Genomic DNA, 22,183 nt, shown 5'->3' with positions numbered 1-22,183 from the left:
ACGCCGGCCGTCACGGCCCGAGCACGTCGCCCAGATACTTCTGGCTCAGCCGGGCGTAGGTTCCGTCGTTCTGCGCGATGTTGAGCCATTGGTTCATCCACTGCTGCAGATCCGTTCCGGTTTGCGGCACCAGATAGCCCTTCTGCTCGAACGTGAACGGGTGGTCCAGGCTGACGCCGCACAGTTGCGGATTCTGGTTTGTCTGCCAACGGACTTCGCTGGAGTCGGTGATCATCGCGTCCGCGGCGTTACTGGTGAGTTGGTCGAAGATGGTGTTGTTGTCCGGATAGGTGATGATCTGCGCCTGGTGCAGATGTTCCTGGTCGAAGTCGGCGTTGGTGCCGCCGGGATTGACCACCACGCGCACATCCGGGTGGTCGATATCCGCCAACGTCTGGTACGTCGACGCGTCGGCACACTTCACGATCGCTGCCTTCCCGTCACGCAGGTAGGGGGCGGTGTAGAGCGCCTGCTTGGCGCGGTTCAGCGTGATGCTGATCCCGCCCATCGCGGCGTCGCATTTGCCGTTCAGGTCGTTGACCAGATTCGCCCACGTGGTCGGTTCCACATCCAGTCGAACACCCAGTCGATCGGCCATGTCGTGGGCCATCTCGATGTCCAGTCCACTCCAATTGCCCTGCGGATCGCGATAAGTGAACGGCCGATAGTCGCCGGTACTGCAGACGCGCACTGACCCCCGCTGCATGATCTGCGGTAGGCCGCCAGCCGTCTGCATCGCCGTCGGCGGTGCCGCAGGCATCGGCGTCGAGCTGCAACCGGCCACCGTCACGGCCGCGACAGCGACCAATACAGCCACGCGCATCATCGAGACTCTCCTCGGTTCGCTTACGTCTGGGGTAATTGATCAGATGCAGATACTGATTTCATGTCTACTCCCACTCAACGCCAGACCGGCGCGGACGTCATCGCGCAGTTCCTTCCGTCGTCGCCGTTCGTGACCAAGCTGGGCATCGTCGCCGACGTTCTCGACGCCGACGAAGTGCGCCTGCGGTTGCCGTGGGATCCGACCAACGTCACCATCGCCGACATGGTGCACGGCGGCGCGATCGCAGCGCTGGCGGATGTCGCGGTGATGGCCGCCGCGTGGGCGGGTGCGGAGGTGCCGGACTCGCTGCGCGGCGTGACCACGTCGATGTCGGTGCAGTACTTGGCGCCTGCCCGGGCAACCGACTTGATCGCGATCGGCCGCGTACTGCGGCGCGGCAGGACGTTGGTCAACTGCGACGTCGACGTCGTCACATCCGAGGGTGAGGCGGTCGCAAAGGCGATCGCCACCTACAAGATCGGTTAGAGCGTGACTTCGTCGAGGCGGCCGGTCGCGACGTCGAAGATGAAGCCGCGCAACGATTCGTGCTTGGTGACGAACGGGCTGGCCTCGATACGGCGCAGCGACTGACGAACGTCTTCTGCGATGTCGATGAAGCTCTCGGCGGCCCATTCCGGTTTGATGCCGATTTCGTCCTGGATCTGCTGTTTGAACCCGTCGTCGGTGAACGTCAGCATGCCGCAATCGGTGTGGTGAATCAGGATGATCTCTTTTGTGCCGAGCAGCCGCTGACTGATCGCCAGCGAGCGGATCTCGTCGTCGGTGACGACGCCGCCGGCGTTGCGGATGACGTGCGCCTCGCCGTCGCCGAGGCCGAGGATCCGGTAGACGTCGAGGCGGGCATCCATGCATGCCACCACGGCGACGTGCTTGCTGGGCGGCAGCGGCAGCGGACCGGAAAAGGTGCTCGCGTACGCCTCGTTGTTCTTGAGGTACTCGTCGGTCACAGACATTGGGTCTCCTTGTTCGCCTCGAGGCGACCCTAGCAACGGCGCCACCCGATGCAACGGTGAAAATCACCGCGAATCGATACGACGGCCGCCCTGCCGGGGGCAACAGGGCGGCCGTCTGATCGGGGGGCGGGGGTCAGAGCAACGGAATCCAGACCGGCCCGAGCCAGAAGCCCCATGCCCGGTAGCCGGGGTCGAACACCGGGTTCACCCACTGGCCGCCGTACAGGAAGGGCCGGTGGTCGATGACGGCGCGGTCGTAGGCGGCCCGGTCTTCCCACCGGATGTCCGGCCGGCCCGGGCGCACCCAGCCTGGGCCCGGGCCGTGCCACGGTTCTGCGTTCGCCAAACCGGCGCCCAGCCCGAGCGCCCCTGCTGCGAGGCTGCCCGCGATGACGGTCCCTGCGATCAGTCGCTTGATCAACATGTGCATTCCTTTCCGTGTCTAGTGACGTCTCAATGGGGTTGTTGGTTCAGGTCGTAGACGGTGGTGCCGCCCACATTCATTGCGGTGAAGTGCTGGCTGACCCACTCGCTGATCTGCTGTGCGGGACCGGATTTCCCGTGCATCGGGCCACGGTGGTCGCTGGCGATGAAATAGCGCACCTGATGGTCGGCGACATACGACTGGAACTGGGCCAGTGTCGGTGAGTTGTCCCCACCGCTGAACCCGCCAATCGCCATCAGCGACGCGCCCGACTCCAGCTCGAGGCCGCTCACGCTCATCGAGCCGATACCCGCTGCCGCCCAACGGTTGTCGACGCCCTTCAGTAACTTCACCAGTGCGGTGTTGTCAGCGGCGGGCCTGCCGGGTCCGCCCGGTCCGCCTGGTCCGCCGAAGCCGTGGCCGCCGAACGCCGAGACGCGGCTGGGGCCGGACATCATGCCGGGTCCACCGCTGGTGTGTGTGACGTTGTAGAGCGCGAACGCCGTTGGCGCGGCCAGACCGAAAAGCGCTGCGGCGGTGCCTAACACGATCACTGCGCGGCCCAACCGGTGTGCACCCACGGCCACGACGGCCGCGACGAGCACCGAGCCGACCAGCACGGCCCAGCGCAACGCGGGGAACCAATCCGGTGTGCGGTCCAGCAGGATGAACGCCCAGATGCCGGTGGCTGCGGCCATGGCCGCCAACACAATACGCGGCCACAGGAACTGCTTTCCCCGCCAGAGTTCAACCGTCGAGATACCCACCAGCGCGGCCACCGCGGGCGCCAACGCCACCGTGTAATACGGGTGCACGATCCCGTCCATGAAGCTGAACACGGCACCGGTCACCAGCAGCCAGCCACCCCACAACAGCAGGCCGGCGCGCACGCTTGCGGTGCGTGCGGTGCGCCGGGTGAACCAGATGCCTGCGGCCAGTCCGATCAGCGCAGCGGGCAACAGCCACGACGCCTCGGCGCCCATCGACGGTCCGAACAGTCGGCCGATACCGGCTTCACCGCCGAAGAACAGGTTCGCGCCCCGCGGTCCGCCAAAACCCCCTGGTCCGCCTTCGCCGCCGGCGATACGCTGAATCCCGTTGTAGCCCAATGCCAGTTGCAGCAGGCTGTTGTCGGTGGAGCCGCCGATGTACGGGCGCGAGTCGGCGGGCCAGAGGCTGACCAGCGCGACGTACCAGCCACCGGACACCACCATCGCTGCGGCGCCGACCAGCAACTTGCCGATCCGCTTCCAAAAGCCGACCGGTGCAGCGACCACGAAGGCCAACGCAAGCCCGGGCACGATCAGAAACGCCTGCAGCATCTTCGTCAGGAATGCGAACCCGATGACGACGCCCACCGCAACCATCCAGCGTGTGCTCGCCGTCTCGATGGCCCGCAGCATGCAGTACGCGGCGGCCACCAGCAGCAGCACCAGCAGCGCGTCCGGGTTGTTGAACCGGAACATCAGCGCCGCAACCGGTGTCACGGCCAGCGCTGCACCCGCGATCAGACCGGCGGCGGGTCCGCTGGTGCGACGCACGGCGCCGTACAGCAGTGCGACGGCACCGACGCCCATCAGCGCTTCGGGCAGCAGCATCGTGAACGCGCTGAACCCGAACAGCCTGCCGAACAACCCCATCACCCACAGCGCGGCGGGCGGCTTGTCGACGGTGATCGCGTTGCCCGCGTCCAGCGAGCCGAACAGCCAGGCCTTCAGGTCCTGGGTGGCGGCCTGCGCCGCTGCGGCGTAGTAGTCGTTGGCCCAGCCCGAGGATCCGAGTCCCCACAGGTACAGCGCGGCGGTCCCCACCAGCAGCGCCAGCAGTGCGGGACGGATCCACCGCGGATCGCGTCGTGCCGGCACGTCGGGCGCCGCCGCTGTCTGCGTCGGCGCGTCGGCAGTGATCGTCATCAGAGGTTCCTTTTGTCGTTGGTGGAAATCAGCGGGTCCGGCGGGGGTGAAACACCCAGCCCCGCAACAACACGAAGCGCACAGCGGTGGCCGCCAGGTTGGCGACTACCAGCACGGCGAGTTCGACGAGGTGGTGTGGTTGTGCGACGACGGCGTGCAGCACGGCAAGCGCACCACTGGTGATGGCCAGCGCGATGCCGAACACGACGAGCCCCTCGATGTGGTGGCGTGTCACGTTGGTGCGGCCACCGACCCCGAACGTGAACCGCCGGTTGGCGGCCGTGTTGCCGATCGCGGTGAGCAGCAACGCGATCAGGTTCGCCGCCTGCGCGCCGACCCAGCCTTGGGTCAGCATGAACAACACCACGTACGCCGCGGTGGACGCGACGCCGACGGCTCCGAATCGGACCACCTGGCGCAGCAGAGATCCGGGCGCGGCGGCCTTTCGTGACGAACCGAGTTGCGCGGCAATGGTGTTCACCGGGATCGAACCGTCGGCAAAGCCACGCAGCATCCGGCCGATGCCTTTGAGGTCCGCAGTCGCGGTCGCGACAATGTCGACACGGCTGTCGGGGTCATCCACCCAGTCGACGGGGACCTCGTGGATCCGCAGACCGCTGCGCTCGGCGAGCACCAGCAGCTCGGTGTCGAAGAACCAGCCGGTGTCTGCGACGTGCGGCAGCAGGCGCTCGGCGACATCTGCGCGGATCGCCTTGAAACCGCACTGTGCATCCGAGAACCCCGCGGCCAGCGTCGACTTCAGGATCAGGTTGTAGCAGCGGGAGATGATCTCGCGCTTCGGTCCGCGCACCACGCGGGCGCCGCGGCCCAGCCTGGTCCCGATGGCCAAGTCCGAGTGGCCGGAGATCAGCGGCGCGACGAGCGGGGCGAGTGCGGCGAGGTCGGTGGACAGGTCGACGTCCATGTAGGCCAGCACCGGCGCGTCCGACGTCGACCACACCGCGCGCAGTGCGCGTCCCCGACCCTTCTGCTCGAGCCGAACCACGCGCACGTCGGTCAGCTCGGCCGCGAGTTCGGCGGCGATGCGCGCGGTGGCGTCAATGCTGGCGTTGTCGGCGATCGTGATGCGCACCTCGAACGGGAAGTTTTCCCGCAGGTAGCGGTGCAGCCGGTGGATCGAGTCGGCGAGCGCGGCTTGTTCGTTGTACACCGGCACCACGACGTCGAGCACCGGCACGCCCGCGGCGCGAGCCGCGATGGCGGCGTTCGGCCGCGGTGCGAAGTGGATGCGGTGGGCCAGGCCGGTGTCGGGGTCAAGGGCGATGTCTGTCATGACGTCCATGTTTGGCCAGCAGCGTGTGTGCTCCGTTGGCCGAAGCTATGTGCAAGCTATGAATCGCGCGGCGGCTGGGTGAGGTCGTAGATCAGCACGTCGTCGACGGTCTGCGGCGAATAGTGGGTTTCCACCCACTCGGCGATGTCGGAGGACGCATTGCGACCCGTCGAGAGGCCCCAGTGCCCGATCGTCATCTTGCCGCGGACGAAGTAGTGGATCCGGCCCGCCGCGACGTAGCGTTGGAACTCTTCCAGAGTCGGCGACGGATCGGTGCCGTTGAACCCGCCGATCGCCATCACCGGTGCGCCGCTTGCCAATTGGTATCCCGCCGCGTTGTTGGAGCCGACGGTGGCCGCCGCCCACGTGTACTTGCCTGCGTCCGCGGACAGTGTGGCTGCCAACGCGGGCCCCGGCGTCGGCGAGTCCAATAGACCCCCGGGTCCGGTCCAGCCGCCGAAGCCGTGCCGCGCAGGGCCGACCGACGGGATCGCACCGCTGTGCGGCGCGGCCGCCGTGGCGACGGAATACGCCGCGGGTGCGGCCAGACACGCCGCGATGGCCAGCGCGGCCACCGCCGTTGCGGCGGGCCTGACCAGGCGACCGGCGACCAGCAGCAGCACCGCCGCGCCCACTCCCCCGGCCGCGACCACGGCCCGCAGCCACGGCATCCAATCGGCGTTCCTGGACAACAACACAGCCGCGAGAATGGTGGTCACCAGCACCGTGCCGGACAGTGCCGTCGCGGCGCGGATGTCAGTGCGGTTGCGCCACAACAAGTTTGCGCCGATACCGATCAGTGCTGCGACAGCAGGCGCGAGCGCCACCGTGTAATAGGGATGCAGGATACCGTTGGCGAAGCTGAACGTCACCGCGGTGACCACCAGCCAACCGCCCCACAGGATCAGCGCCGCGCGTGTCGGGTCGGTCCGGGGTGCGCGCCGTGTGATCAGCACGCCGGCGGCGAGGCAGATCACCGCGGCGGGCAGCAGCCATGCGATCGTCGGCCCCATCTGGTTGCCGAACAGCCTGCCCCAGCCGACGTCGAAGTTCATGTTGCCGAGGCCGCCGGGTTCGTCGCCGGTCAACCGGCCGAAACCGTTGTAGCCCAATGCCAATTCGACGATGCTGTCGTGTTGGGAGCCGCCGATGTAGGGCCGCGACGACGCGGGCCACAGTTCGACGAGCAACAAATACCAGCCGCCGGACACGACGACGGCCGCGGCGGCGGCCAGTAGATCGGCGATTCGCCGTCGCATCGGCGGGGCACCCGCCACCAGGTAGGCGGCCGCGAAGCCCGGCAGCACCAGGAAGGCCTGCAGCATCTTGGCGAGGAACCCGAACCCGACGAGTGCGCCCGCCGCGATCAACCACCAGCGGCTGCCGTCTTTCTCACACGCCCTCAGCACGCAGTAGGCGGCGCCGACCAGCAGCAGCACCAGCAGCGCGTCGGGGTTGTTGAAGCGAAAGATCAACGCGGCGACCGGTGTCAGCGCGAACACCGCGCCCGCCAACAGCGCCGCGGCTTCGCCGTTGATGCGCCGCACCGCGGCGTACAACACCGCCACCGCGGCAACACCTTCGAGCGCCTGAGGCACCAGGATGCTCCACGGGTTGAGTCCGAACACCCGCACTGAAATGTCCATGATCCACAGCGCCGCGGGGGTTTTGTCGACGGTGATCGCGTTGGCGGCGTCGCTTGAGCCGAACAGCATGGCTGTCCAGTCGCTGGCGCCGGCCTGCGCGGCCGCCGAGTAGAACGCGTTGGCCCATCCGCTCGCCGAGAGGTTCCACAGGTAGAGCACGCCCGTCGCCGCGAGCAGCACGGCCAGTCGCACGCGCGACCAGACGCAAAGTGTCCGAAAACTGCGGCGTGTCGGGGCACTTTCTGTCTGCTCGCCGGGGCCCAGCTCGCCGGGGAGAACCAGGGTCGTCACCCCAAGAGTTTCCGTGAGTCCGCTAGGCGCCGGTTTTGGCTAGGCTGTGACTGAACTGTGAATTGCCAGGAAACGTCACCACGAACTCGGTCTTGCCCGGCACGCTGTGCACCCCGATGGTGCCGCCGTGGGCACGGACGACGGCGGCGACGATGGCAAGACCCAATCCGGTGCTGCCGCCGCGCCGCGAACGCGACGAGTCGCCGCGGGCGAACCGCTCGAACACCTCGGGCTGCAACCATGCCGGTATCCCTGGGCCGTCGTCGCTGACGGTCAGCACGGCGGCACCGGTGTCGTCGACGGCCAGCGACGTGGTCACCGACGTGCCGGGCGGAGTATGGGTTCTGGCGTTGGCCAGCAGGTTCGCCAGCACCTGGTGTAGCCGCGCCTCGTCACCGCTGACGACGACGGGTTCGTCGGGCAGATCCAGCGACCACTGATGGTCGGGTCCGGCGATGTGGGCGTCGCTGACCGCGTCGACGACCAGACGCGACAAGTCGACCTGTTCCCGCTCCAACGGCCGCCCGGTGTCCAGTCGAGCCAACAGCAGCATGTCCTCGACGAGTTGCGTCATCCGCTCGGTTTCCGATTCGACGCGGCTCATCGCGTGCGCGACGTCGTCGGGTAGCTGGTCTCGTTTGCGTTGCGCCAGTTCGGTATAGCCGCGGATGGCCGCGAGCGGTGTGCGCAGCTCGTGGCTGGCGTCGGCGACGAACTGCCGGACCCGGGTCTCGCTGGCATGCCGGGCTGACAGCGCCCCGGCGATGCGGTCGAGCATCCGGTTCAGCGCTGAGCCGAGTTGGCCGATCTCGGTGTCGGCGCGGGCCGGGTCGACCTTGACGATCGGCGTCGGCAACCGCACCTCGCCGCGGTCCAGTTCCAGGTCGGCCACCTGGCGGGCGGCTTCGGAAGCCCTTGACAGCGGGGCGAGTTGGCGCCGGATGATGACGATGCCTGCAGTGGTGGCGCCGATCAATGCGACCGCCGCCACGATGGCGAAGATGACGAGCACCGAGAGCAGCGTGTCGTCGACGTCGGACGTGGGCAGGCCGGTCACGATCGTCACGCCGGGGCCCCGTGCATGCATCGCGATGACGCGGTAGCGACCCAGCCCGTCGAGGTCCACCGTGATCGGCTTCTCGTTCGGGGTGACGCCTGCGAGTTGTTGTGCTGCCGTCGCGCTGATTGCGTTCTGAGAACCGTCGGCGGTGATGATGCCCGCGTCGACCGGCGCACCGCGGTGAACGACGGCTCCCACCGTTCGCGCGGCTTGTCCTGGCGCGTTGAGGAACGCGGGGCCAGGGCCGAAGTCGTTGCGGATGATGACGCGCCGCCGGAAGTCGGGCATCGGCCCCATGTCGGGTCGCGTTGGCGGAGGGCCGAATTCGAACAGTCCGACGGAGCGGTGACCGGTTTCGCCAAGCCGGTCGTCGAGCTGATTGATCAGAAAGCGTTGCAGCGCAAGCTCGGTGCCCACGCCGACCGCGGCGCACACCAGGGCGAGCAGAACGATCTGGGTAGCCAGCAGCCGGGCCCGCAGCGACCAACTCCGCGGCGCGCGGAAGCGGCCGCGAAGCGCGTCAGCGCGGGGGCTTGAGGACATATCCCGCGCCGCGCAAGGTGTGGATCATCGGCTCGCGCCCGCTGTCGATCTTCTTGCGCAAGTAGGACACGTACAGCTCGACGATGTTGGACCGCCCGCCGAAGTCATAGCTCCACACCCGGTCCAGGATCTGCGCCTTGCTCAGCACGCGTTTGGAGTTGCGCATCATGAACCGAAGCAGTTCGAATTCCGTCGCGGTCAGGGAGATGACGTCACCGCCGCGGGTGACCTCATGGCTGTCCTCGTCGAGCACCAGATCGCCGACGATGATCTTGGCGCCGCCCGTTTCACTGGTCACCCCGGTGCGTCGCAACAACGCACGCAGTCGCAGCACCACTTCTTCGAGGCTGAAGGGTTTGGTCACGTAGTCGTCGCCGCCGGCGGTCAGACCCGCGATGCGGTCCTCCACGGAGTCCTTGGCGGTCAGCAGCAGCAGCGGCAGGCCAGGGATCTGTTCGCGCAGCTTGTGCAGGACGTCCAGGCCGCTCATATCCGGCAGCATCACATCGAGCACCACCACGTCGGGCGGGGTTTCTTTGGCGGCGGCGATGGCCGATGCGCCGTCACCCGCAGTGGCGATCTCCCAGCCCTCGTAACGCAACGCCATCGAGACCAGTTCGGCCAGCACGGGCTCGTCGTCGACAACCAACACGTGGATGGGCTTACCGTCCGCACGTCGCATCACAATGCGTCCGGGATCGTTGTCGTTGACCGTGAAAGCGCTCGAACTGGACACGCGCCCATTATTGGTGCCGGCCATATGTCACGACTGTGCCCTATCTATGTGTCAGCTGTGAAGACGCACAGACATATCCGACGCTGAGACAACACACAGCGAATTCACACCAAACGGCTGCACCGTGGTCGCATGAGCATCGACCAGATCGCCCCGGACACGCCCGTTTGGGGTGCTCCGCAAACCACCCGCGGTTGGGGTTGGCGCGAGAGCGCGGCAGCAGTCGCTGTCGCGGCGGTGATCGCAGCCCTCGGCGGTGCCGCGATCTACGCCGCCACGGCGGGCAGTCCGCACTCCTTCGGCCCCCCTCACCAGGCATTCGGGCCGGGCGGCCCACCCGGCCAGCACAGCTCGATCGGGGGTCCGCACGAGATGGAACCGCAGTCGTTGCACGGCGAGTTCGTCGAACCCGCCGGTCCGGGGTCCTACGTCACGGTCGTCACGCAGACCGGCACGGTGACTGCGATCTCGCCGACCTCAATCTCGGTCCGAAGCGAGGACGGCTACAGCCAGACCTATGTCATTCCCAGCACCGCCGGCAATGCGGGCGCGCCATTCGCCGTCAACGACCAGGTCGTGATCCGGGCGACCCGCGACGGCGGCACCCTGACGGTGACCAACATCGGCAATCCGCAGGGAGTCGTCGGCGGGCCGACGCACCACAGTTAGTAGCTATCAGCCGCCGGGCTCGAAGCCGTCGGGCCGCTCAGCCGTGACAGGCGGTGTGACAAACGTGGTCTCCGGTTCGCTCGGCGCGGTTGTCGACGTCGTCGTCTCGCCAAGCGTGATTTCGGGGCCATCGCTCAGAATGCCCGCGCCGCCCGCACCGCCGGCGAACGTGAGTCCCAGTCCGGCCATCGCGATGGCGGCACCGGCACCGATGCCTGCCGCAGCGGCCTTCACTTGCTTCGAATTCATGGCCCATATCTCCTGGTTGGCTAGTGCTGCTCGGCCGTCGGCGGGTTCTCCGACGGCGTCGTGGTGATCGGCGGCACGCCCGCGGGTGTCTCCGGCGCCTCGGGCGCCACGGTCTCGGTGATGGTCTCCCCTGTGGTGGCCTCCGACGTGGTCACCGGACCGGGCGGTGCCGGCTCCGGCGGCTCTGCGACGCTGACGTCGCTCATCGTGACCGTCAACGCGCCCATCGCCACCACACCAGCGACTCCGGCGGTGGCCGACACGACCTTCAACTGTCTCGAATTCACCTCTGACCACTCCCTTTGGTCTCGGCTCGCACAGTCCTGCACTGTTCGGGTAACCGAAGGCGGCGGAGGCGAAACGTTCGCGCCTGGCGGCAACTCCTTGAAACTGAAAGGACCCCTCAACAGCAGTGCGAATCGGCTAGGCGCGTCCAAACTGCAACAACGGGCTGCCGGGAGGTCCATCTCTTACCCTGTGCGTCATGCACGTAGCGAGGGGACGCAGCCGATGACGCGTTTCCTCGCCCGGCGATTGCTGAACTACGTCGTGCTGTTGGCGGTGGCCTCGTTTCTGACCTTCTCGTTGGCCTCGCTGACGTTTCGTCCGCTGGACAACCTGCTGCAGCGCAATCCGCGACCGCCGCAAGCCGTGATCGACGCCAAGGCCGCCGAGCTCGGCCTCGACAAACCGATTCCGCTCCGCTACGGCCATTGGGTGTCCGGCGTGATGCACGGCGACTTCGGCACCACCATCGGTGGACAGCCCGTGTCAGACGAACTCTGGCGCCGCATCGGCGTCAGCCTCCGGCTGTTGGTAATCGGTTCGGTGGCGGGCACGATCATCGGTGTCGTGGTGGGCGCGTGGGGGGCGATCCGGCAGTACCGGCTGTCCGATCGTGTCATCACGGTGTTGTCGCTGTTGGTGATCAGCACGCCGGTGTTCGTGGTCGCCAACCTGTTGATCCTGGCCGCGTTGCGCGTGAACTCGGTGCTCGGTGTGCAGTTGTTCGAGTACACCGGCGAGACGTCACCGGATGCGGTCGGCGGCGCCTGGAACCAATTCGTCGATCGGGTGCAACACCTTGTGCTGCCGACGTTCACGTTGGCGCTCGGCGCGATCGCGGGTTACAGCCGCTATCAACGCAATGCGATGCTCGACGTGCTGGGCCAAGACTTCATCCGCACCGCGCGCGCCAAGGGACTGACCCGACGACGTGCGTTGTTCAAACACGGACTGCGCACCGCGTTGATTCCGATGGCCACCTTGTTCGCCTACAGCGTCGCGGGCCTGTTCACCGGAGCGGTGTTCACCGAGAAGATCTTCGGCTGGCACGGCATGGGCGAGTGGTTCGTGCAGGGCATCGCGACCCAGGACACCAACATCGTCGTTGCGATCACGCTCTTTTCGGGCGTGACGATCCTGTTGGCGGGGTTGTTGTCCGACGTCATCTACGCGGCTCTCGATCCACGGGTGCGGGTGCGATGAGCGAACCGATCACCGCCAAGTCGGGTGTCGACGTCAAACAGTTCGCCTCGCGAAGCGCGTTGGTACGGCGCCGGTTCCTGCGCAACAAGCCGGGCGTCGTCTCGCTGGCACTGCTGGTGGTGCTGTTCGTCGCGTGCTACGCGTTGCCGCCGCTGTTGCCGTACAGCTACACCGATCTCGATTTCTACGCCCTGCAGCAGCCACCGAGCACCGAGCACTGGTTCGGCACCAACGCGCTGGGCCAGGACCTACTCGCCCAAACCCTGCGCGGCATGCAGAAGTCGATGCTCATAGGTGTCTTCGTGGCATTCATCTCGACCATCATCGCGGCGACGGTGGGAACCGTCGCAGGCTATTTCGGCAAATGGCGGGACCGCACGCTGATGTGGATCGTCGACCTCATGCTGGTGGTGCCGAGCTTCCTGCTGATCACCATCGTCGTGCAACGAACCAAGGGCGACGTGGTGTGGCTGATCATCCTGCTGTCCGCGTTCAGTTGGATGATCAGCTCACGAATAGTGCGGGGCATGACACTGAGCATGCGTGAACGTGAATTCGTCTCCGCCGCACGGTATATGGGCGTGCCCAACTGGCGGATCATCGTGCGCCACATCCTGCCGAACGTCGCATCGATCATCATCATCGACACGGCGCTGAACGTCGGGGTGGCGGTGCTCGCCGAAACTGGGCTGAGCTTCCTGGGTTTCGGTATCCAGCCGCCCGACGTCTCGCTGGGAACGCTGATCGCCGACGGCACCAAATCGGTGACGACCTTCCCATGGGTGTTCCTGTTCCCCGCGGGCGTTCTGGTGCTGATCATCTTGTGCGCCAACCTTGTCGGTGATGCGTTACGCGACGCGCTGGACCCGAGCGCGCGTACGTTGCGGAGGCGCCGCTCGTGAGCCTGCTGACGGTATCCGATCTGCATGTCACCTTCCCGACCGACGCCGAGCGGGTGAATGCGGTGCGCGGCATGAACTTCGACGTGGCCGAGGGTGAGGTCGTGGCGCTCGTCGGCGAATCCGGGTCCGGCAAGTCCGCAACGGCCATGTCGATCATCGGGCTGCTGCCCGAGTACGCCGAGGTGTCCGGCTCGATTCGGCTGCATGGTGATGAGCTGCTCGGCCTGTCCGATACCCAGATGTCGAAGATCCGCGGCAGGCGCATCGGCACGGTCTTCCAGGACCCGATGTCGGCGCTGACGCCTGTCTACACCGTCGGCGACCAGATCGCCGAGGCGCTGCGCGTACACCGTCCGGATATCGGCAAGCGGGAAGCCACAACCCGGGCCGTCGAACTGCTCGAACTCGTTGGCATCGGCCAGCCCGAACGGCGGGCCGCGGCTTTTCCACACGAGCTGTCCGGCGGCGAACGGCAGCGGGTGGTGATCGCGATTGCGATCGCCAACGACCCCGATCTGTTGATCTGCGACGAGCCGACCACGGCCCTCGACGTCACGGTGCAGGCGCAGATCCTCGACGTGCTGCGCACCGCGCGCGACGTCACCGGCGCCGCCGTGCTGATCATCACCCACGATCTGGGGGTGGTCGCGGAGTTCGCCGACCGCGCGCTGGTGATGTACGCCGGGCGGGCCGTCGAGACAGCGCCCGTCGACGTCCTGTACCGCGACCGCCGGATGCCTTACACCGCTGGGCTTCTCGGGTCGGTGCCGCGGCTGGACGCGCCGCAGGGGGCGCGGCTGGTGCCCATACCCGGTGCGCCGCCGTCGATGGCGGCGCTGCCACCGGGTTGTCCGTTCGCGCCGCGCTGCCCGTTGGCCATCGAACAGTGCCGCGCCGCCGAACCGGCGTTGCTCCAGATCGCGGCCGGGCATCGGGCCGCGTGTATCCGCACCGAACACGTGGCGGGACGGACCGCCGCGGACATCTACGGCGTGTCGACCGAGCCGCGCGACACGGTGGTCGACGCCGCTGCGCCGGTGGTGTTGCGTGTCGACGACCTGGTGAAGACCTACAAGCTGACGAAGGGCGTGGTGCTGCGCAGGCAGGTCGGCGAGGTGCGCGCGGTGGACGGCGTCAGCTTCGAACTACAGCAGGGCCGCACGTTGGGCATCGTCGGGGAATCCGGGTCGGGCAAGTCGACGACGCTGCACCAGATCCTGGAGCTGTCCACACCGCAGGGCGGGTCCATCGAGGTACTCGGCCGCGACGTCGCGGCGCTCGACCGGCACGCCAGGCGGGCGCTGCGCGGCGACCTGCAGGTGGTGTTCCAGGATCCGGTCGCATCGTTGGACCCACGGCTTCCGGTGTTCGACGTGCTGGCAGAACCGTTGCAGGCCAACGGTTTCAACAAGAGCCGCACCGATGAGCGGGTGACCGAACTGCTCGACATCGTGGGGTTGCGCCGCGAGGACGCCAGCAGGTACCCCGCTGAATTCTCCGGCGGGCAGAAGCAGCGCATCGGCATCGCGCGGGCGCTGGCGTTGCAACCGAAAATCCTCGCGCTCGACGAACCCGTATCCGCGCTGGACGTTTCGATCCAGGCGGGCATCATCAACCTGCTGCTCGACCTGCAGGACCGGTTCGGCCTTTCGTATCTGTTCGTGTCGCACGACCTGTCGGTGGTCAAGCACCTGGCCCACCGGGTGGCGGTGATGTACAAGGGAAAGGTGGTCGAACAGGGCGACGGTGATGCGGTGTTTGCCAATCCGCAGCAGGAGTACACCCGCCGCCTCCTTGCCGCAGTTCCTCAACCAGACCCGAATCGCAGGTAACCTTCCTCGCCATGAAGATCCGACACTTCGCCGCGCTCGCCGTCAGTGTTTGTCTGGTGCTCGCCGGATGCTCGAGCGGCAAGCAGGAGACGCCGCCGCCGGCGGGCGGGTCCGCGGAGGTCGGCAGCACCAACGACATCAACCCGCAGGACGTTTCCAAGCTGCAGCAGGGCGGCAATTTGCGGTTGGCGCTCACCGCGTTTCCGGAGAACTTCAACTCGCTGCACATCGACGGCAATTCCGCCGACTCCGCGGGCATGCTGAAGGCCAGCATGCCGCGGGCATTTCGGGTCGCCGCCGACGGATCGATGACGCTGAACACCGACTACTTCACCGGCGCCGAACTGACCAGCACCAACCCGCAGGTCGTCACGTGGACCATCAACCCGAAGGCGGTGTGGAGCGACGGCACCCCGATCACCTGGGAGGACATCGCCTCGCAGTTCCACGCCACCAGCGGCAAGGACAAGGCGTTCGCGAGCGCGAGCCCCAACGGCGCCGATCGCGTCGAGTCGGTGACGCGCGGCGTCGACGACCGCCAGGCAGTAGTGAAATTTTCCAAGCCATACGCCGAATGGCGCGGCATGTTGTCCGGCAACACGATGCTGTTACCCAAGAGCATGACGGCGACGCCCGAGGCGTTCAACAAGGGCCAGTTGAACGCGCCGGGGCCGTCGGCGGGGCCGTTCATCATCTCCACCGTCGACCGCACCGCACAGCGAATCGTGCTGACCCGCAACCCGAAATGGTGGGGCACCCCGGCGCTGCTCGACAGCATCACCTACATCGTGCTCGACGATGCCGCGCGAATCCCCGCGCTGCAGAACAACACCATCGACGCGACCGGCACCGCCACGCTCGACGAGTTGACGATCGCACGGGGCACCAAAGGCATCTCGATTCGGCGGGCGCCGGGAAACAGTTGGTATCACTTCACGTTCAACGGTGCGCCGGGCTCCATCCTTGCCGACAAGGCGTTGCGGTTGGCGATCGCCAAGGCCATTGACCGCCAGACGATCGCGAACGTCACCCAGCGCGGGCTGGCCGACAATCCCGTTCCGCTGAACAACCATGTGTACGTCGCCGGCCAGGAGGGCTATCAGGACAACAGCGGGGTCGTCGCGTACGACCCGGAGAAGGCGAAGCAGGAGTTGGACGCGCTGGGCTGGAAACTCAACGGCCAGTTCCGGGAAAAGGACGGGAAGCAACTGGTCATCCGTGACGTGCTCTACGACTCACTGTCCACCCGCCAGTTCGGCCAGATCGCGCAGAACAACCTGGCCCAGGTCGGGGTCAAGCTGGACCTCGACGCCAAGGGCGGCGCCGGGTTCTTCTCCAACCACATCAACGTCGGTGACTTCGACATCGCCCAATTCAGTTGGGTGGGTGACGCTTTCCCGTTGTCGGGGTTGCCGCAGATCTATGCGTCAGACGGCGACAGCAACTTCGGCAAGATCGGCAGCCCGGAGATCGACGCCAAGATCGAACAGACGCTCGAGGAGTTGGACCCGGCCAAGGCACGCGTCCTCGCCAACGAGGTCGACAAGCTGATCTGGGCCGAGGGTTTCAGCCTGCCGCTGACGCAATCGCCTGGAAACGTCGCGGTGCGAAGCAATTTGGCGAATTTCGGTGCGTTCGGTCTTGCCGACGCCGACTACACCAAGATCGGCTTCATGAAGCCGTAACGCGCTGCACGGTGCGCGGGACCGCGGCAGGCACGGCCTTCTCCACGGCGGCGGCCGCGACGATACCCCAGATCAACAGTCGCACCCCGAGACCGCCAGGCGTCGAATCCAGTTCCTTCGCCCTGGCGGGCAGGGAGGAACTGGTGCCGTCATAAACAGCCTTGATGACGTCCAGCGCCGCCCGCTCACGCAGATCGATCGCCGAGTGTCCCGCCGTCGCGAGATCGACGAGGACGGCGTCGGGGACCAGCGAGGCGATCCTGCGCGCCACCACGGGCGGCGTGATCAGGTCGCGACCGCCCGAGATGACCACGGTCGGCCACGTGTACTTCGGCATCTCGGCGACCAGGTCGAACGGTTCCTTCTCGAACTCTGTTGTGCCGATGCCCATCTCGCGGTACACGATCGCCGGGTCCAGCGGTTTTCCGTCGGGGGCGGCGGCATAGTTCAGCTCGCGGTAGCCAATTCGGCCGACCAGGTCCGGCTCATGGCGATACGGCGCTTTGCGTTCGAAAAGAAAATGGGCGCCGCGGTCGAGCACGGACCACAACGCGCGGCGGCCGGCCAGTAGCAGGTCGAGCTGGCGGCGCAGCACCTGTGGGCCCGCGAAACCGTATACGGCTGCCGCGAGCTGGGTGGACGCCGGGCTCAACTTGTCCTGCTGCACCAGTTCGCGCACCTTGGCCGCCAGGTCAGCGGTCTCCGCGCCGTCGCCGTCCCACAGCACCCTGCGGGTTTCCACCCTGACCGCGTCGATGTCGTCGGCCGACAACACCGGCGAGTCGAGGATCATCGCGTGCACCCGCTGCGGGTGACGCACCCCGACCCCGGCGGCCACATACGTGCCGTACGAGGTGCCGTAGATGACCGCCGTGTCCACCTGGGCGTCATCGAGGACGGCGGCCACGTCGTCGACCACCTGGCTGATGGTCAGCGCCTCCTCGGGCAGGTCCGTGCCGCTGTCGTCGTGGCGGGACATCCCGATGCCGCGGTGCTCGACCATGATCACGTCCAGCCCCTCGGCCGCGGCACGCCTGCGAAACCCCCGATAGAGCGCGATCGAGGCGGCGCCGGGACCGCCTGGAATGACGACCAGCGGATGCGCCGATTTGCGGCCGGTGCGCACGTAGAACAGGTCGAAGTGCTCGCCGCCGTCCCCCCGGATCGGCCGCCGCACCGCCCGCACACCCGGCAACGCTGCGAGCTTCTCGTGCGCCCGGCGACGCTTGGCGTTCATCGTCATCACCCGCCATTCTGCCCCTCGTCGAGGGTCCTTAGGTTCCGGATGATCGAAAGCCGTGCACGCCGGGGCGGCGTGTCGGTACAACCGTCCCATGACCTCCGTGGACCGCGTTACCCGCCTGCTGCCCGGCACCTCAGCATGGACCGACCTGCTGGCCCAGATCGCCGCAGGCGCAAAGGATCGAGATCTCAACGACGAGAACCCCTTCGACCAAGTGGCCGCGCTGAAGCGGGCCGGCTTCGGCACACTGCGACTTCCCGAGCACCTCGGCGGCTCGGGATTCACTGTGCCCCAACTATTCTCCGCAGTGATCGAGGTGGCGCAGGCCGATCCCATTGTGGCCCACATCTTTCGGACTCATTTCTGGTTCGTCGAGGAACGGCTGCGCACCGCCGACGATCCCAGTTCGGCGCGCTGGCTGCACAAGGTGGAGGCGGGAAAGGTCTTCGGCAACGCGTTCAGCGAGAAGGGCTCGCTGGCCGTCGGCAGCCTGGTGTTCAACACCCGCCTGCTGCCCGCCGACGGCGGCGGTTACCGGCTGACCGGCGAGAAGTACTACAGCACCGGCACGTTGTTCTCGGACTATCTCACCGTCGCCACCACCACCGACCACGACTCCGTCGCCACGGTCGTGGTGCCCGCCGACCGGGAAGGGGTGCAGCTGATCGACGACTGGGACGGCTTCGGGCAGCGCCGCACCGGGACCGGTACCACGGTGTTCACCGACGTAGCGGTGTCCGAGGACGAGGTGCTGAGCGACACGCCGTACGACGCGGCCCCGGTGCCCACGGTGCAGTACGCGTCGTTGCAGCTGTACATCCACGCGGTGGTGGCAGGCATTCTGGCGAGCGTCGTCGACGACGGTGTTGCACTGCTGCGGTCGCGGGACCGCAGCTTCAGCCATGCGCTGTCCGAACGCCCGACCGATGACCCGCTGTATCAGAAGCAACTAGGTGAACTGGCCGCGACGGCCTACATCGCCAAAGCCGCCGTACTCGACGCGGCCGAGGCGATCGCGGCGGCCACCGCGTCGGAGACCGACGGCGTGCCCGACGCAGACCTCGCCGAGGAAGCCCAGTTGAAGGCGGCCAAGGTCAAGGTGCACCTGGACAACGTCGCACCCGAGGCGGCCACCCGGCTGCTGGAACTCGGCGGGGCCAGCGCAGCCAGCAGGCAGCGCAACCTCGACCGGCACTGGCGCAATATCCGCACCATCACGCTGCACAACCCGGTCGCGTACAAGGCGCGGGTGATCGGGCAGAACCTGTTGCACGGCACACCCGTTCCGGCCAATGCCTACTTCTAGCGATCCGTGACCTCGGTACTGACTTGCGGGGTACAAAGTCCTCAGAACGTCCTACGGGGGTGACGGCTTGCTGTGGTCGTCATAGCGTGTGCGCAGGAGCACACGATGAACGACTTCATGCGCAACACAGACGCTTTCACCTGGGCGATGGAAACCGATCCACGGCTGAGATCGACTGTGGTGACTGTCATCCTGCTCGACAGCACGCCGGACTGGGATGAGGTCCGAGACCGGTTCGCTCTGATCAGCCGCAAACTGCCGATGCTTCGGCAACGGGTGGCCCAATCGACGCCGCCGGCGCCACCACGCTGGGAAGACTGCCAAGATTTCGATCTCGACTTCCACATGCGGCGTGTCACCGCCGCGCATCCCGCCACTTTCGACACCGTGCTGGAAATGGCGCGGCTGGCGCAGATGGAAGACTTCGACCGCGCCAGGCCGATGTGGAAAGCCACCCTGGTCGACGGTTTGGCGGATGGGGGCGCCGCGGTCTTGTGCGCCTTCCACCACGCGTTGACCGACGGGGTCGGCGGAATCCAGATAGGTATGTCGTTGTTCGACCTCGACGCGTCGCCTCGACGCCTCCAAGTAGCGTCCGCGGATCCGGAAGCAACGAAGCGGTCCTGGCTGAGCAGCTACGAAGACACGCTCCGCTACGACGCGGAACTCGCGGCCAAGGCCGTGTCGACTGCGGTGAAGACCGTTCCCAGCCTGCTGTACAACGGCGTGCGTCGTCCGGTGGCGACCATCGGAGCTGCAGCTGCGACGGCGACCTCCGTCTACCGCACCGTTCGCCCCGTGAATCGCACCGGTTCGCCGCTGATGAAGCGGCGCAGTCTCATTCGTCGCCTCGGTGTGCACGAGGTGCCGATGCCGGCGTTACGCGAGGCGGCGCATCGCGGCGGCGGTGCGCTCAACGACGCATTTGTTTCGGCGGTTACCGGCGGCATGCGCCGCTACCACGACAAGCACGGTGTCGCGCTCGGCGATCTGCATCTGACCATGCCGATCAACCTGCGTACCGAGGCCGACGGGATGGGTGGCAACCGCATCACGTTGATGCGCTTCGACGTGCCTGCCGGCTTGGTCGATCCAGCCGACCGGATCGCCGAAATCCACCGCCGCGCAAGCAACGTCCGTCACGAACGGTCGCTGCCCTATACGCAACTGATCGCCGGTGCGCTGAATCTGATGCCGCGCTGGTATATCGGCTCGATCCTGCGTCACGTCGACTTCGTCGCCAGCGACGTGCCCGGCATTCCGGTGCCGGTCTTCCTCGCCGGCGCGCGTGTCCGCGCCCAATACGCCTTCGGGCCTACGATCGGTGCCGCCGTCAATGTGACGCTGCTGACCTACGTCGACGTCTGCCACTTCGGCATCAACGTCGACACGGGAGCGATCCCTGACTACGACGCCTTCCATGCTTGTCTCGTCGAAGGATTCGACGAGGTGCTGGCCTTGGCCGACTAGCAAGCCCCGCGAACTAGATCGGCGGCCTTCTCGCCGATCAGCACGCTAGGTGCGTGGGTGTGGCCGCGGATGATGGTCGGCATCACAGACGCGTCGGCCACCCGCAGCCCGTCCACACCGCGCACCCTGAGCTCGGGGTCGACGACGCTCGCGTCGTCGCTGCCCATCCGGCAGGTGCCGACCGGGTGATAGAGCGTGTGCGACAACGAATTCAGCGCACGCTCGAGAGTCTCGTCGTCGAGTTCCGTGGCGCCAAGCGGTCGCGCCACCTTTCCGATGATGCCTTTCAGCGCCGCGGCCTTGGCGATGTCGGCGCATATCCTGAGCCCGGACATCAACGCAGCACGGTCGGCACCGGCATCGTCGGTCAGATACTTCGGGTCGATGACCGGCTTGTGTCTCGGATCCGCCGACCGCAGCGTGATGGTGCCGCGGCTGTGCGGTTTGAGCAGGATCGGGCCCATCACCACGGCGTGCCGGTCGTACGGGTCGCCTAGACCTTCCTCGAAGAACGGGGCCGGCGCGAAGATCAGTTCCAGGTCCGGCTGGTCCAGGTCGTCGCGGCTCTTGACGAACCCGTACGCCTCGCCGACGTTCGAGGTGAGCATGCCGCGCCTGCGGAGCAGGTAGTTGACCAGTTCCAGCGGCTTCTCGGCGGCGAACAACGTGTCGTCGGGGACGTCGAAGCCCAGTGGAACAACAAGGTGGTCAAGCAGATTGGCGCCGACGTCGGGTGCGTCGGCCACCACGTCGATACCGTGTTCCGCGAGATGGTCGCGCGGGCCGACTCCCGACACCATCAACAGGTGCGGGCTGTTGATCGCACCAGCGCACAACACCACCTCACGTGCGGCCCGCACCACCCGCCGCTGGCCCAGCTGCTCGAATTCCACTCCTGTCGCCCGTGTCCCGTCGAACAGGATGCGGGTGACGACCGCTTCGGTGTGCAGCGTCAGGTTCTTCCGCTGCAGCGCGGGCTTGAGATACGCGTCGGCCGTGCTCCAGCGAGCTCCCCTGCGCTGGGTGACTCGGGTCTCGACGAATCCGTGGTGGCCGCATTCGCGCGCGGCGGCCAGCCACGCGGCGGTCGACTTGCGCGGACTGCGCTGCGCCGACAGGACCAGCGGACCGTTTTCGATGCGCCGGAAGTACTTCTCGACGTTCGCGTAGTTCCATTGTTCGCCGGCGTGTTGCGCCCACTCGTCGTAGTCGGCGGGAAAGCCGCGGACCCACATCATCGCGTTCATCGACGACGACCCGCCGAGCATTTTCCCTCGAGGCCAATAGATTTCGCGTCCGTCGAGTTCCTTTTGCGGTTCGGTCAGGTAGTCCCAGTCCACAGCGCTGCGAAACAACTTCGCGAAGCCGGCGGGGATGTGGATGAACTTGTCCTTGTCCCGCGGGCCCGCCTCGAGCACCACGACGGAAGCGGTCGGATCGGCACTGAGTCTGTCGGCCACGACGGATCCGGCCGAGCCGGTCCCCACCACGATGTAGTCGGCGTCCACCTGCCGCAGTTTAAGAGGCAACGGACAAACCCGACGGGGTTTACCAAGACGACAATATCAGCAACTTTATGTTCGGTGCGAATATTGCCGAACACCTCGTAAAACAACGTGACAAGGCTATGGT

The 22,183-nt window shown here is 66.7% G+C and carries 20 protein-coding genes; 8 read left to right on the top strand and 12 right to left on the bottom strand.

Annotated elements, in window-relative coordinates; translation table 11 throughout:
* Positions 1-10: 10 nt before the first annotated feature.
* On the bottom strand, positions 11-826 hold the full coding sequence (locus C1A30_RS34920; RefSeq protein WP_235010339.1) for a transporter substrate-binding domain-containing protein: 816 nt from the start codon (positions 824-826) through the stop codon (positions 11-13).
* A gap of 60 nt (positions 827-886) precedes the next feature.
* On the opposite strand from C1A30_RS34920, the gene C1A30_RS34915 reads away from it, so the two are divergent.
* Positions 887-1,312 carry a PaaI family thioesterase gene (locus C1A30_RS34915; RefSeq protein ID WP_101952712.1) on the top strand — a complete coding sequence of 142 codons (426 nt, stop codon included), beginning with the start codon at positions 887-889 and terminating at the stop codon, positions 1,310-1,312.
* Here the strand turns inward: C1A30_RS34915 and C1A30_RS34910 are convergent.
* From C1A30_RS34910 to C1A30_RS34880, 7 genes are all read right to left on the bottom strand, one after another.
* The gene (locus C1A30_RS34910; RefSeq protein WP_101952711.1) at positions 1,309-1,800 is read right to left on the bottom strand and encodes a carbonic anhydrase; all 492 of its coding nucleotides are present in this window, start codon (positions 1,798-1,800) and stop codon (positions 1,309-1,311) included. The two genes, C1A30_RS34915 and C1A30_RS34910, sit on opposite strands and share 4 nt — an antisense overlap.
* 133 nt (positions 1,801-1,933) lie before the next feature.
* Complete coding sequence (locus C1A30_RS34905; RefSeq protein ID WP_101953117.1) at positions 1,934-2,224, bottom strand: hypothetical protein; 291 nt, start codon at positions 2,222-2,224, stop codon at positions 1,934-1,936.
* 29 nt (positions 2,225-2,253) lie between these two features.
* Entirely contained in the window at positions 2,254-4,137 is a 1,884-nt protein-coding gene (locus C1A30_RS34900; RefSeq protein WP_101952710.1) for a glycosyltransferase family 39 protein, read from the bottom strand.
* Positions 4,138-4,165: 28 nt separating this feature from the next.
* Positions 4,166-5,440, bottom strand: a complete 1,275-nt coding sequence (locus C1A30_RS34895) for a bifunctional glycosyltransferase family 2/GtrA family protein (RefSeq protein ID WP_200828510.1) — start codon at positions 5,438-5,440, stop codon at positions 4,166-4,168.
* A gap of 47 nt (positions 5,441-5,487) precedes the next feature.
* Positions 5,488-7,368 carry a glycosyltransferase family 39 protein gene (locus tag C1A30_RS34890; protein ID WP_369974203.1) on the bottom strand — a complete coding sequence of 627 codons (1,881 nt, stop codon included), beginning with the start codon at positions 7,366-7,368 and terminating at the stop codon, positions 5,488-5,490.
* A 22-nt stretch (positions 7,369-7,390) separates the two neighbouring features.
* A complete protein-coding gene (locus C1A30_RS34885; protein WP_101952709.1) occupies positions 7,391-8,971 on the bottom strand; it encodes a cell wall metabolism sensor histidine kinase WalK in 1,581 nt (526 codons plus the stop codon).
* Entirely contained in the window at positions 8,949-9,653 is a 705-nt protein-coding gene (locus C1A30_RS34880) for a response regulator transcription factor (RefSeq protein WP_101953114.1), read from the bottom strand. The genes C1A30_RS34885 and C1A30_RS34880 overlap by 23 nt, the downstream gene beginning before the upstream one ends.
* A gap of 186 nt (positions 9,654-9,839) precedes the next feature.
* Between C1A30_RS34880 and C1A30_RS34875 the strand changes: the two genes are divergently transcribed.
* Positions 9,840-10,376 carry a hypothetical protein gene (locus C1A30_RS34875; RefSeq protein WP_235010338.1) on the top strand — a complete coding sequence of 179 codons (537 nt, stop codon included), beginning with the start codon at positions 9,840-9,842 and terminating at the stop codon, positions 10,374-10,376.
* A gap of 6 nt (positions 10,377-10,382) precedes the next feature.
* Here C1A30_RS34875 and C1A30_RS34870 read toward each other — a convergent pair whose 3' ends face one another.
* Positions 10,383-10,625 carry a hypothetical protein gene (locus C1A30_RS34870; protein ID WP_101952708.1) on the bottom strand — a complete coding sequence of 81 codons (243 nt, stop codon included), beginning with the start codon at positions 10,623-10,625 and terminating at the stop codon, positions 10,383-10,385.
* 20 nt (positions 10,626-10,645) lie between these two features.
* Complete coding sequence (locus C1A30_RS34865; protein ID WP_142392709.1) at positions 10,646-10,912, bottom strand: hypothetical protein; 267 nt, start codon at positions 10,910-10,912, stop codon at positions 10,646-10,648.
* 223 nt (positions 10,913-11,135) lie between these two features.
* Between C1A30_RS34865 and C1A30_RS34860 the strand changes: the two genes are divergently transcribed.
* From C1A30_RS34860 to C1A30_RS34845, 4 genes are read left to right on the top strand one after another with little or no spacing between them, the layout of a single operon-like run.
* Entirely contained in the window at positions 11,136-12,113 is a 978-nt protein-coding gene (locus C1A30_RS34860; protein ID WP_101952706.1) for an ABC transporter permease, read from the top strand.
* Entirely contained in the window at positions 12,110-13,015 is a 906-nt protein-coding gene (locus tag C1A30_RS34855) for an ABC transporter permease (protein WP_101952705.1), read from the top strand. Before C1A30_RS34860 ends, C1A30_RS34855 begins: the two co-directional genes overlap by 4 nt.
* Positions 13,012-14,847, top strand: coding sequence for an ABC transporter ATP-binding protein (locus C1A30_RS34850; protein WP_101952704.1), 1,836 nt, complete (start codon positions 13,012-13,014; stop codon positions 14,845-14,847). The genes C1A30_RS34855 and C1A30_RS34850 overlap by 4 nt, the downstream gene beginning before the upstream one ends.
* Before the next feature lie 11 nt (positions 14,848-14,858).
* Entirely contained in the window at positions 14,859-16,532 is a 1,674-nt protein-coding gene (locus C1A30_RS34845; RefSeq protein WP_101952703.1) for an ABC transporter family substrate-binding protein, read from the top strand.
* On the opposite strand, the gene C1A30_RS34840 is transcribed toward C1A30_RS34845, so the two are convergent.
* On the bottom strand, positions 16,519-17,775 hold the full coding sequence (locus C1A30_RS34840; protein ID WP_101952702.1) for an alpha/beta fold hydrolase: 1,257 nt from the start codon (positions 17,773-17,775) through the stop codon (positions 16,519-16,521). The genes C1A30_RS34845 and C1A30_RS34840 overlap by 14 nt on opposite strands.
* 91 nt (positions 17,776-17,866) lie before the next feature.
* Between C1A30_RS34840 and C1A30_RS34835 the strand changes: the two genes are divergently transcribed.
* Positions 17,867-19,081, top strand: a complete 1,215-nt coding sequence (locus tag C1A30_RS34835; protein ID WP_101952701.1) for an acyl-CoA dehydrogenase family protein — start codon at positions 17,867-17,869, stop codon at positions 19,079-19,081.
* A 105-nt stretch (positions 19,082-19,186) separates the two neighbouring features.
* The gene (locus tag C1A30_RS34830) at positions 19,187-20,551 is read left to right on the top strand and encodes a wax ester/triacylglycerol synthase domain-containing protein (protein WP_101952700.1); all 1,365 of its coding nucleotides are present in this window, start codon (positions 19,187-19,189) and stop codon (positions 20,549-20,551) included.
* Here C1A30_RS34830 and C1A30_RS34825 read toward each other — a convergent pair.
* The gene (locus tag C1A30_RS34825; protein ID WP_101952699.1) at positions 20,548-22,059 is read right to left on the bottom strand and encodes a GMC family oxidoreductase; all 1,512 of its coding nucleotides are present in this window, start codon (positions 22,057-22,059) and stop codon (positions 20,548-20,550) included. The genes C1A30_RS34830 and C1A30_RS34825 overlap by 4 nt on opposite strands.
* Positions 22,060-22,183: the final 124 nt, after the last annotated feature.

The organism is Mycobacterium sp. 3519A (assembly GCF_900240945.1).
Taxonomy (GTDB): Bacteria; Actinomycetota; Actinomycetes; order Mycobacteriales; family Mycobacteriaceae; genus Mycobacterium.
The sequence above is the reverse complement of the archived record's forward strand: the minus strand, read 5'-3'. Positions and strand labels throughout refer to the sequence as shown.

Excerpts from the sequence above, each read along its gene's own strand:
- C1A30_RS34920 (WP_235010339.1), bottom strand. The coding sequence starts at position 826 with ATGATGCGCGTGGCTGTATTGGTCGCTGTCGCGGCCGTGACGGTGGCC.
- C1A30_RS34915 (WP_101952712.1), top strand. The coding sequence starts at position 887 with ATGTCTACTCCCACTCAACGCCAGACCGGCGCGGACGTCATCGCGCAG.
- C1A30_RS34910 (WP_101952711.1), bottom strand. The coding sequence starts at position 1,800 with ATGTCTGTGACCGACGAGTACCTCAAGAACAACGAGGCGTACGCGAGC.
- C1A30_RS34905 (WP_101953117.1), bottom strand. The coding sequence starts at position 2,224 with ATGTTGATCAAGCGACTGATCGCAGGGACCGTCATCGCGGGCAGCCTC.
- C1A30_RS34900 (WP_101952710.1), bottom strand. The coding sequence starts at position 4,137 with ATGACGATCACTGCCGACGCGCCGACGCAGACAGCGGCGGCGCCCGAC.
- C1A30_RS34895 (WP_200828510.1), bottom strand. The coding sequence starts at position 5,440 with ATGGACGTCATGACAGACATCGCCCTTGACCCCGACACCGGCCTGGCC.
- C1A30_RS34885 (WP_101952709.1), bottom strand. The coding sequence starts at position 8,971 with ATGTCCTCAAGCCCCCGCGCTGACGCGCTTCGCGGCCGCTTCCGCGCG.
- C1A30_RS34880 (WP_101953114.1), bottom strand. The coding sequence starts at position 9,653 with ATGCGACGTGCGGACGGTAAGCCCATCCACGTGTTGGTTGTCGACGAC.
- C1A30_RS34875 (WP_235010338.1), top strand. The coding sequence starts at position 9,840 with ATGAGCATCGACCAGATCGCCCCGGACACGCCCGTTTGGGGTGCTCCG.
- C1A30_RS34870 (WP_101952708.1), bottom strand. The coding sequence starts at position 10,625 with ATGAATTCGAAGCAAGTGAAGGCCGCTGCGGCAGGCATCGGTGCCGGT.
- C1A30_RS34860 (WP_101952706.1), top strand. The coding sequence starts at position 11,136 with ATGACGCGTTTCCTCGCCCGGCGATTGCTGAACTACGTCGTGCTGTTG.
- C1A30_RS34855 (WP_101952705.1), top strand. The coding sequence starts at position 12,110 with ATGAGCGAACCGATCACCGCCAAGTCGGGTGTCGACGTCAAACAGTTC.
- C1A30_RS34845 (WP_101952703.1), top strand. The coding sequence starts at position 14,859 with ATGAAGATCCGACACTTCGCCGCGCTCGCCGTCAGTGTTTGTCTGGTG.
- C1A30_RS34840 (WP_101952702.1), bottom strand. The coding sequence starts at position 17,775 with ATGACGATGAACGCCAAGCGTCGCCGGGCGCACGAGAAGCTCGCAGCG.
- C1A30_RS34835 (WP_101952701.1), top strand. The coding sequence starts at position 17,867 with ATGACCTCCGTGGACCGCGTTACCCGCCTGCTGCCCGGCACCTCAGCA.
- C1A30_RS34830 (WP_101952700.1), top strand. The coding sequence starts at position 19,187 with ATGAACGACTTCATGCGCAACACAGACGCTTTCACCTGGGCGATGGAA.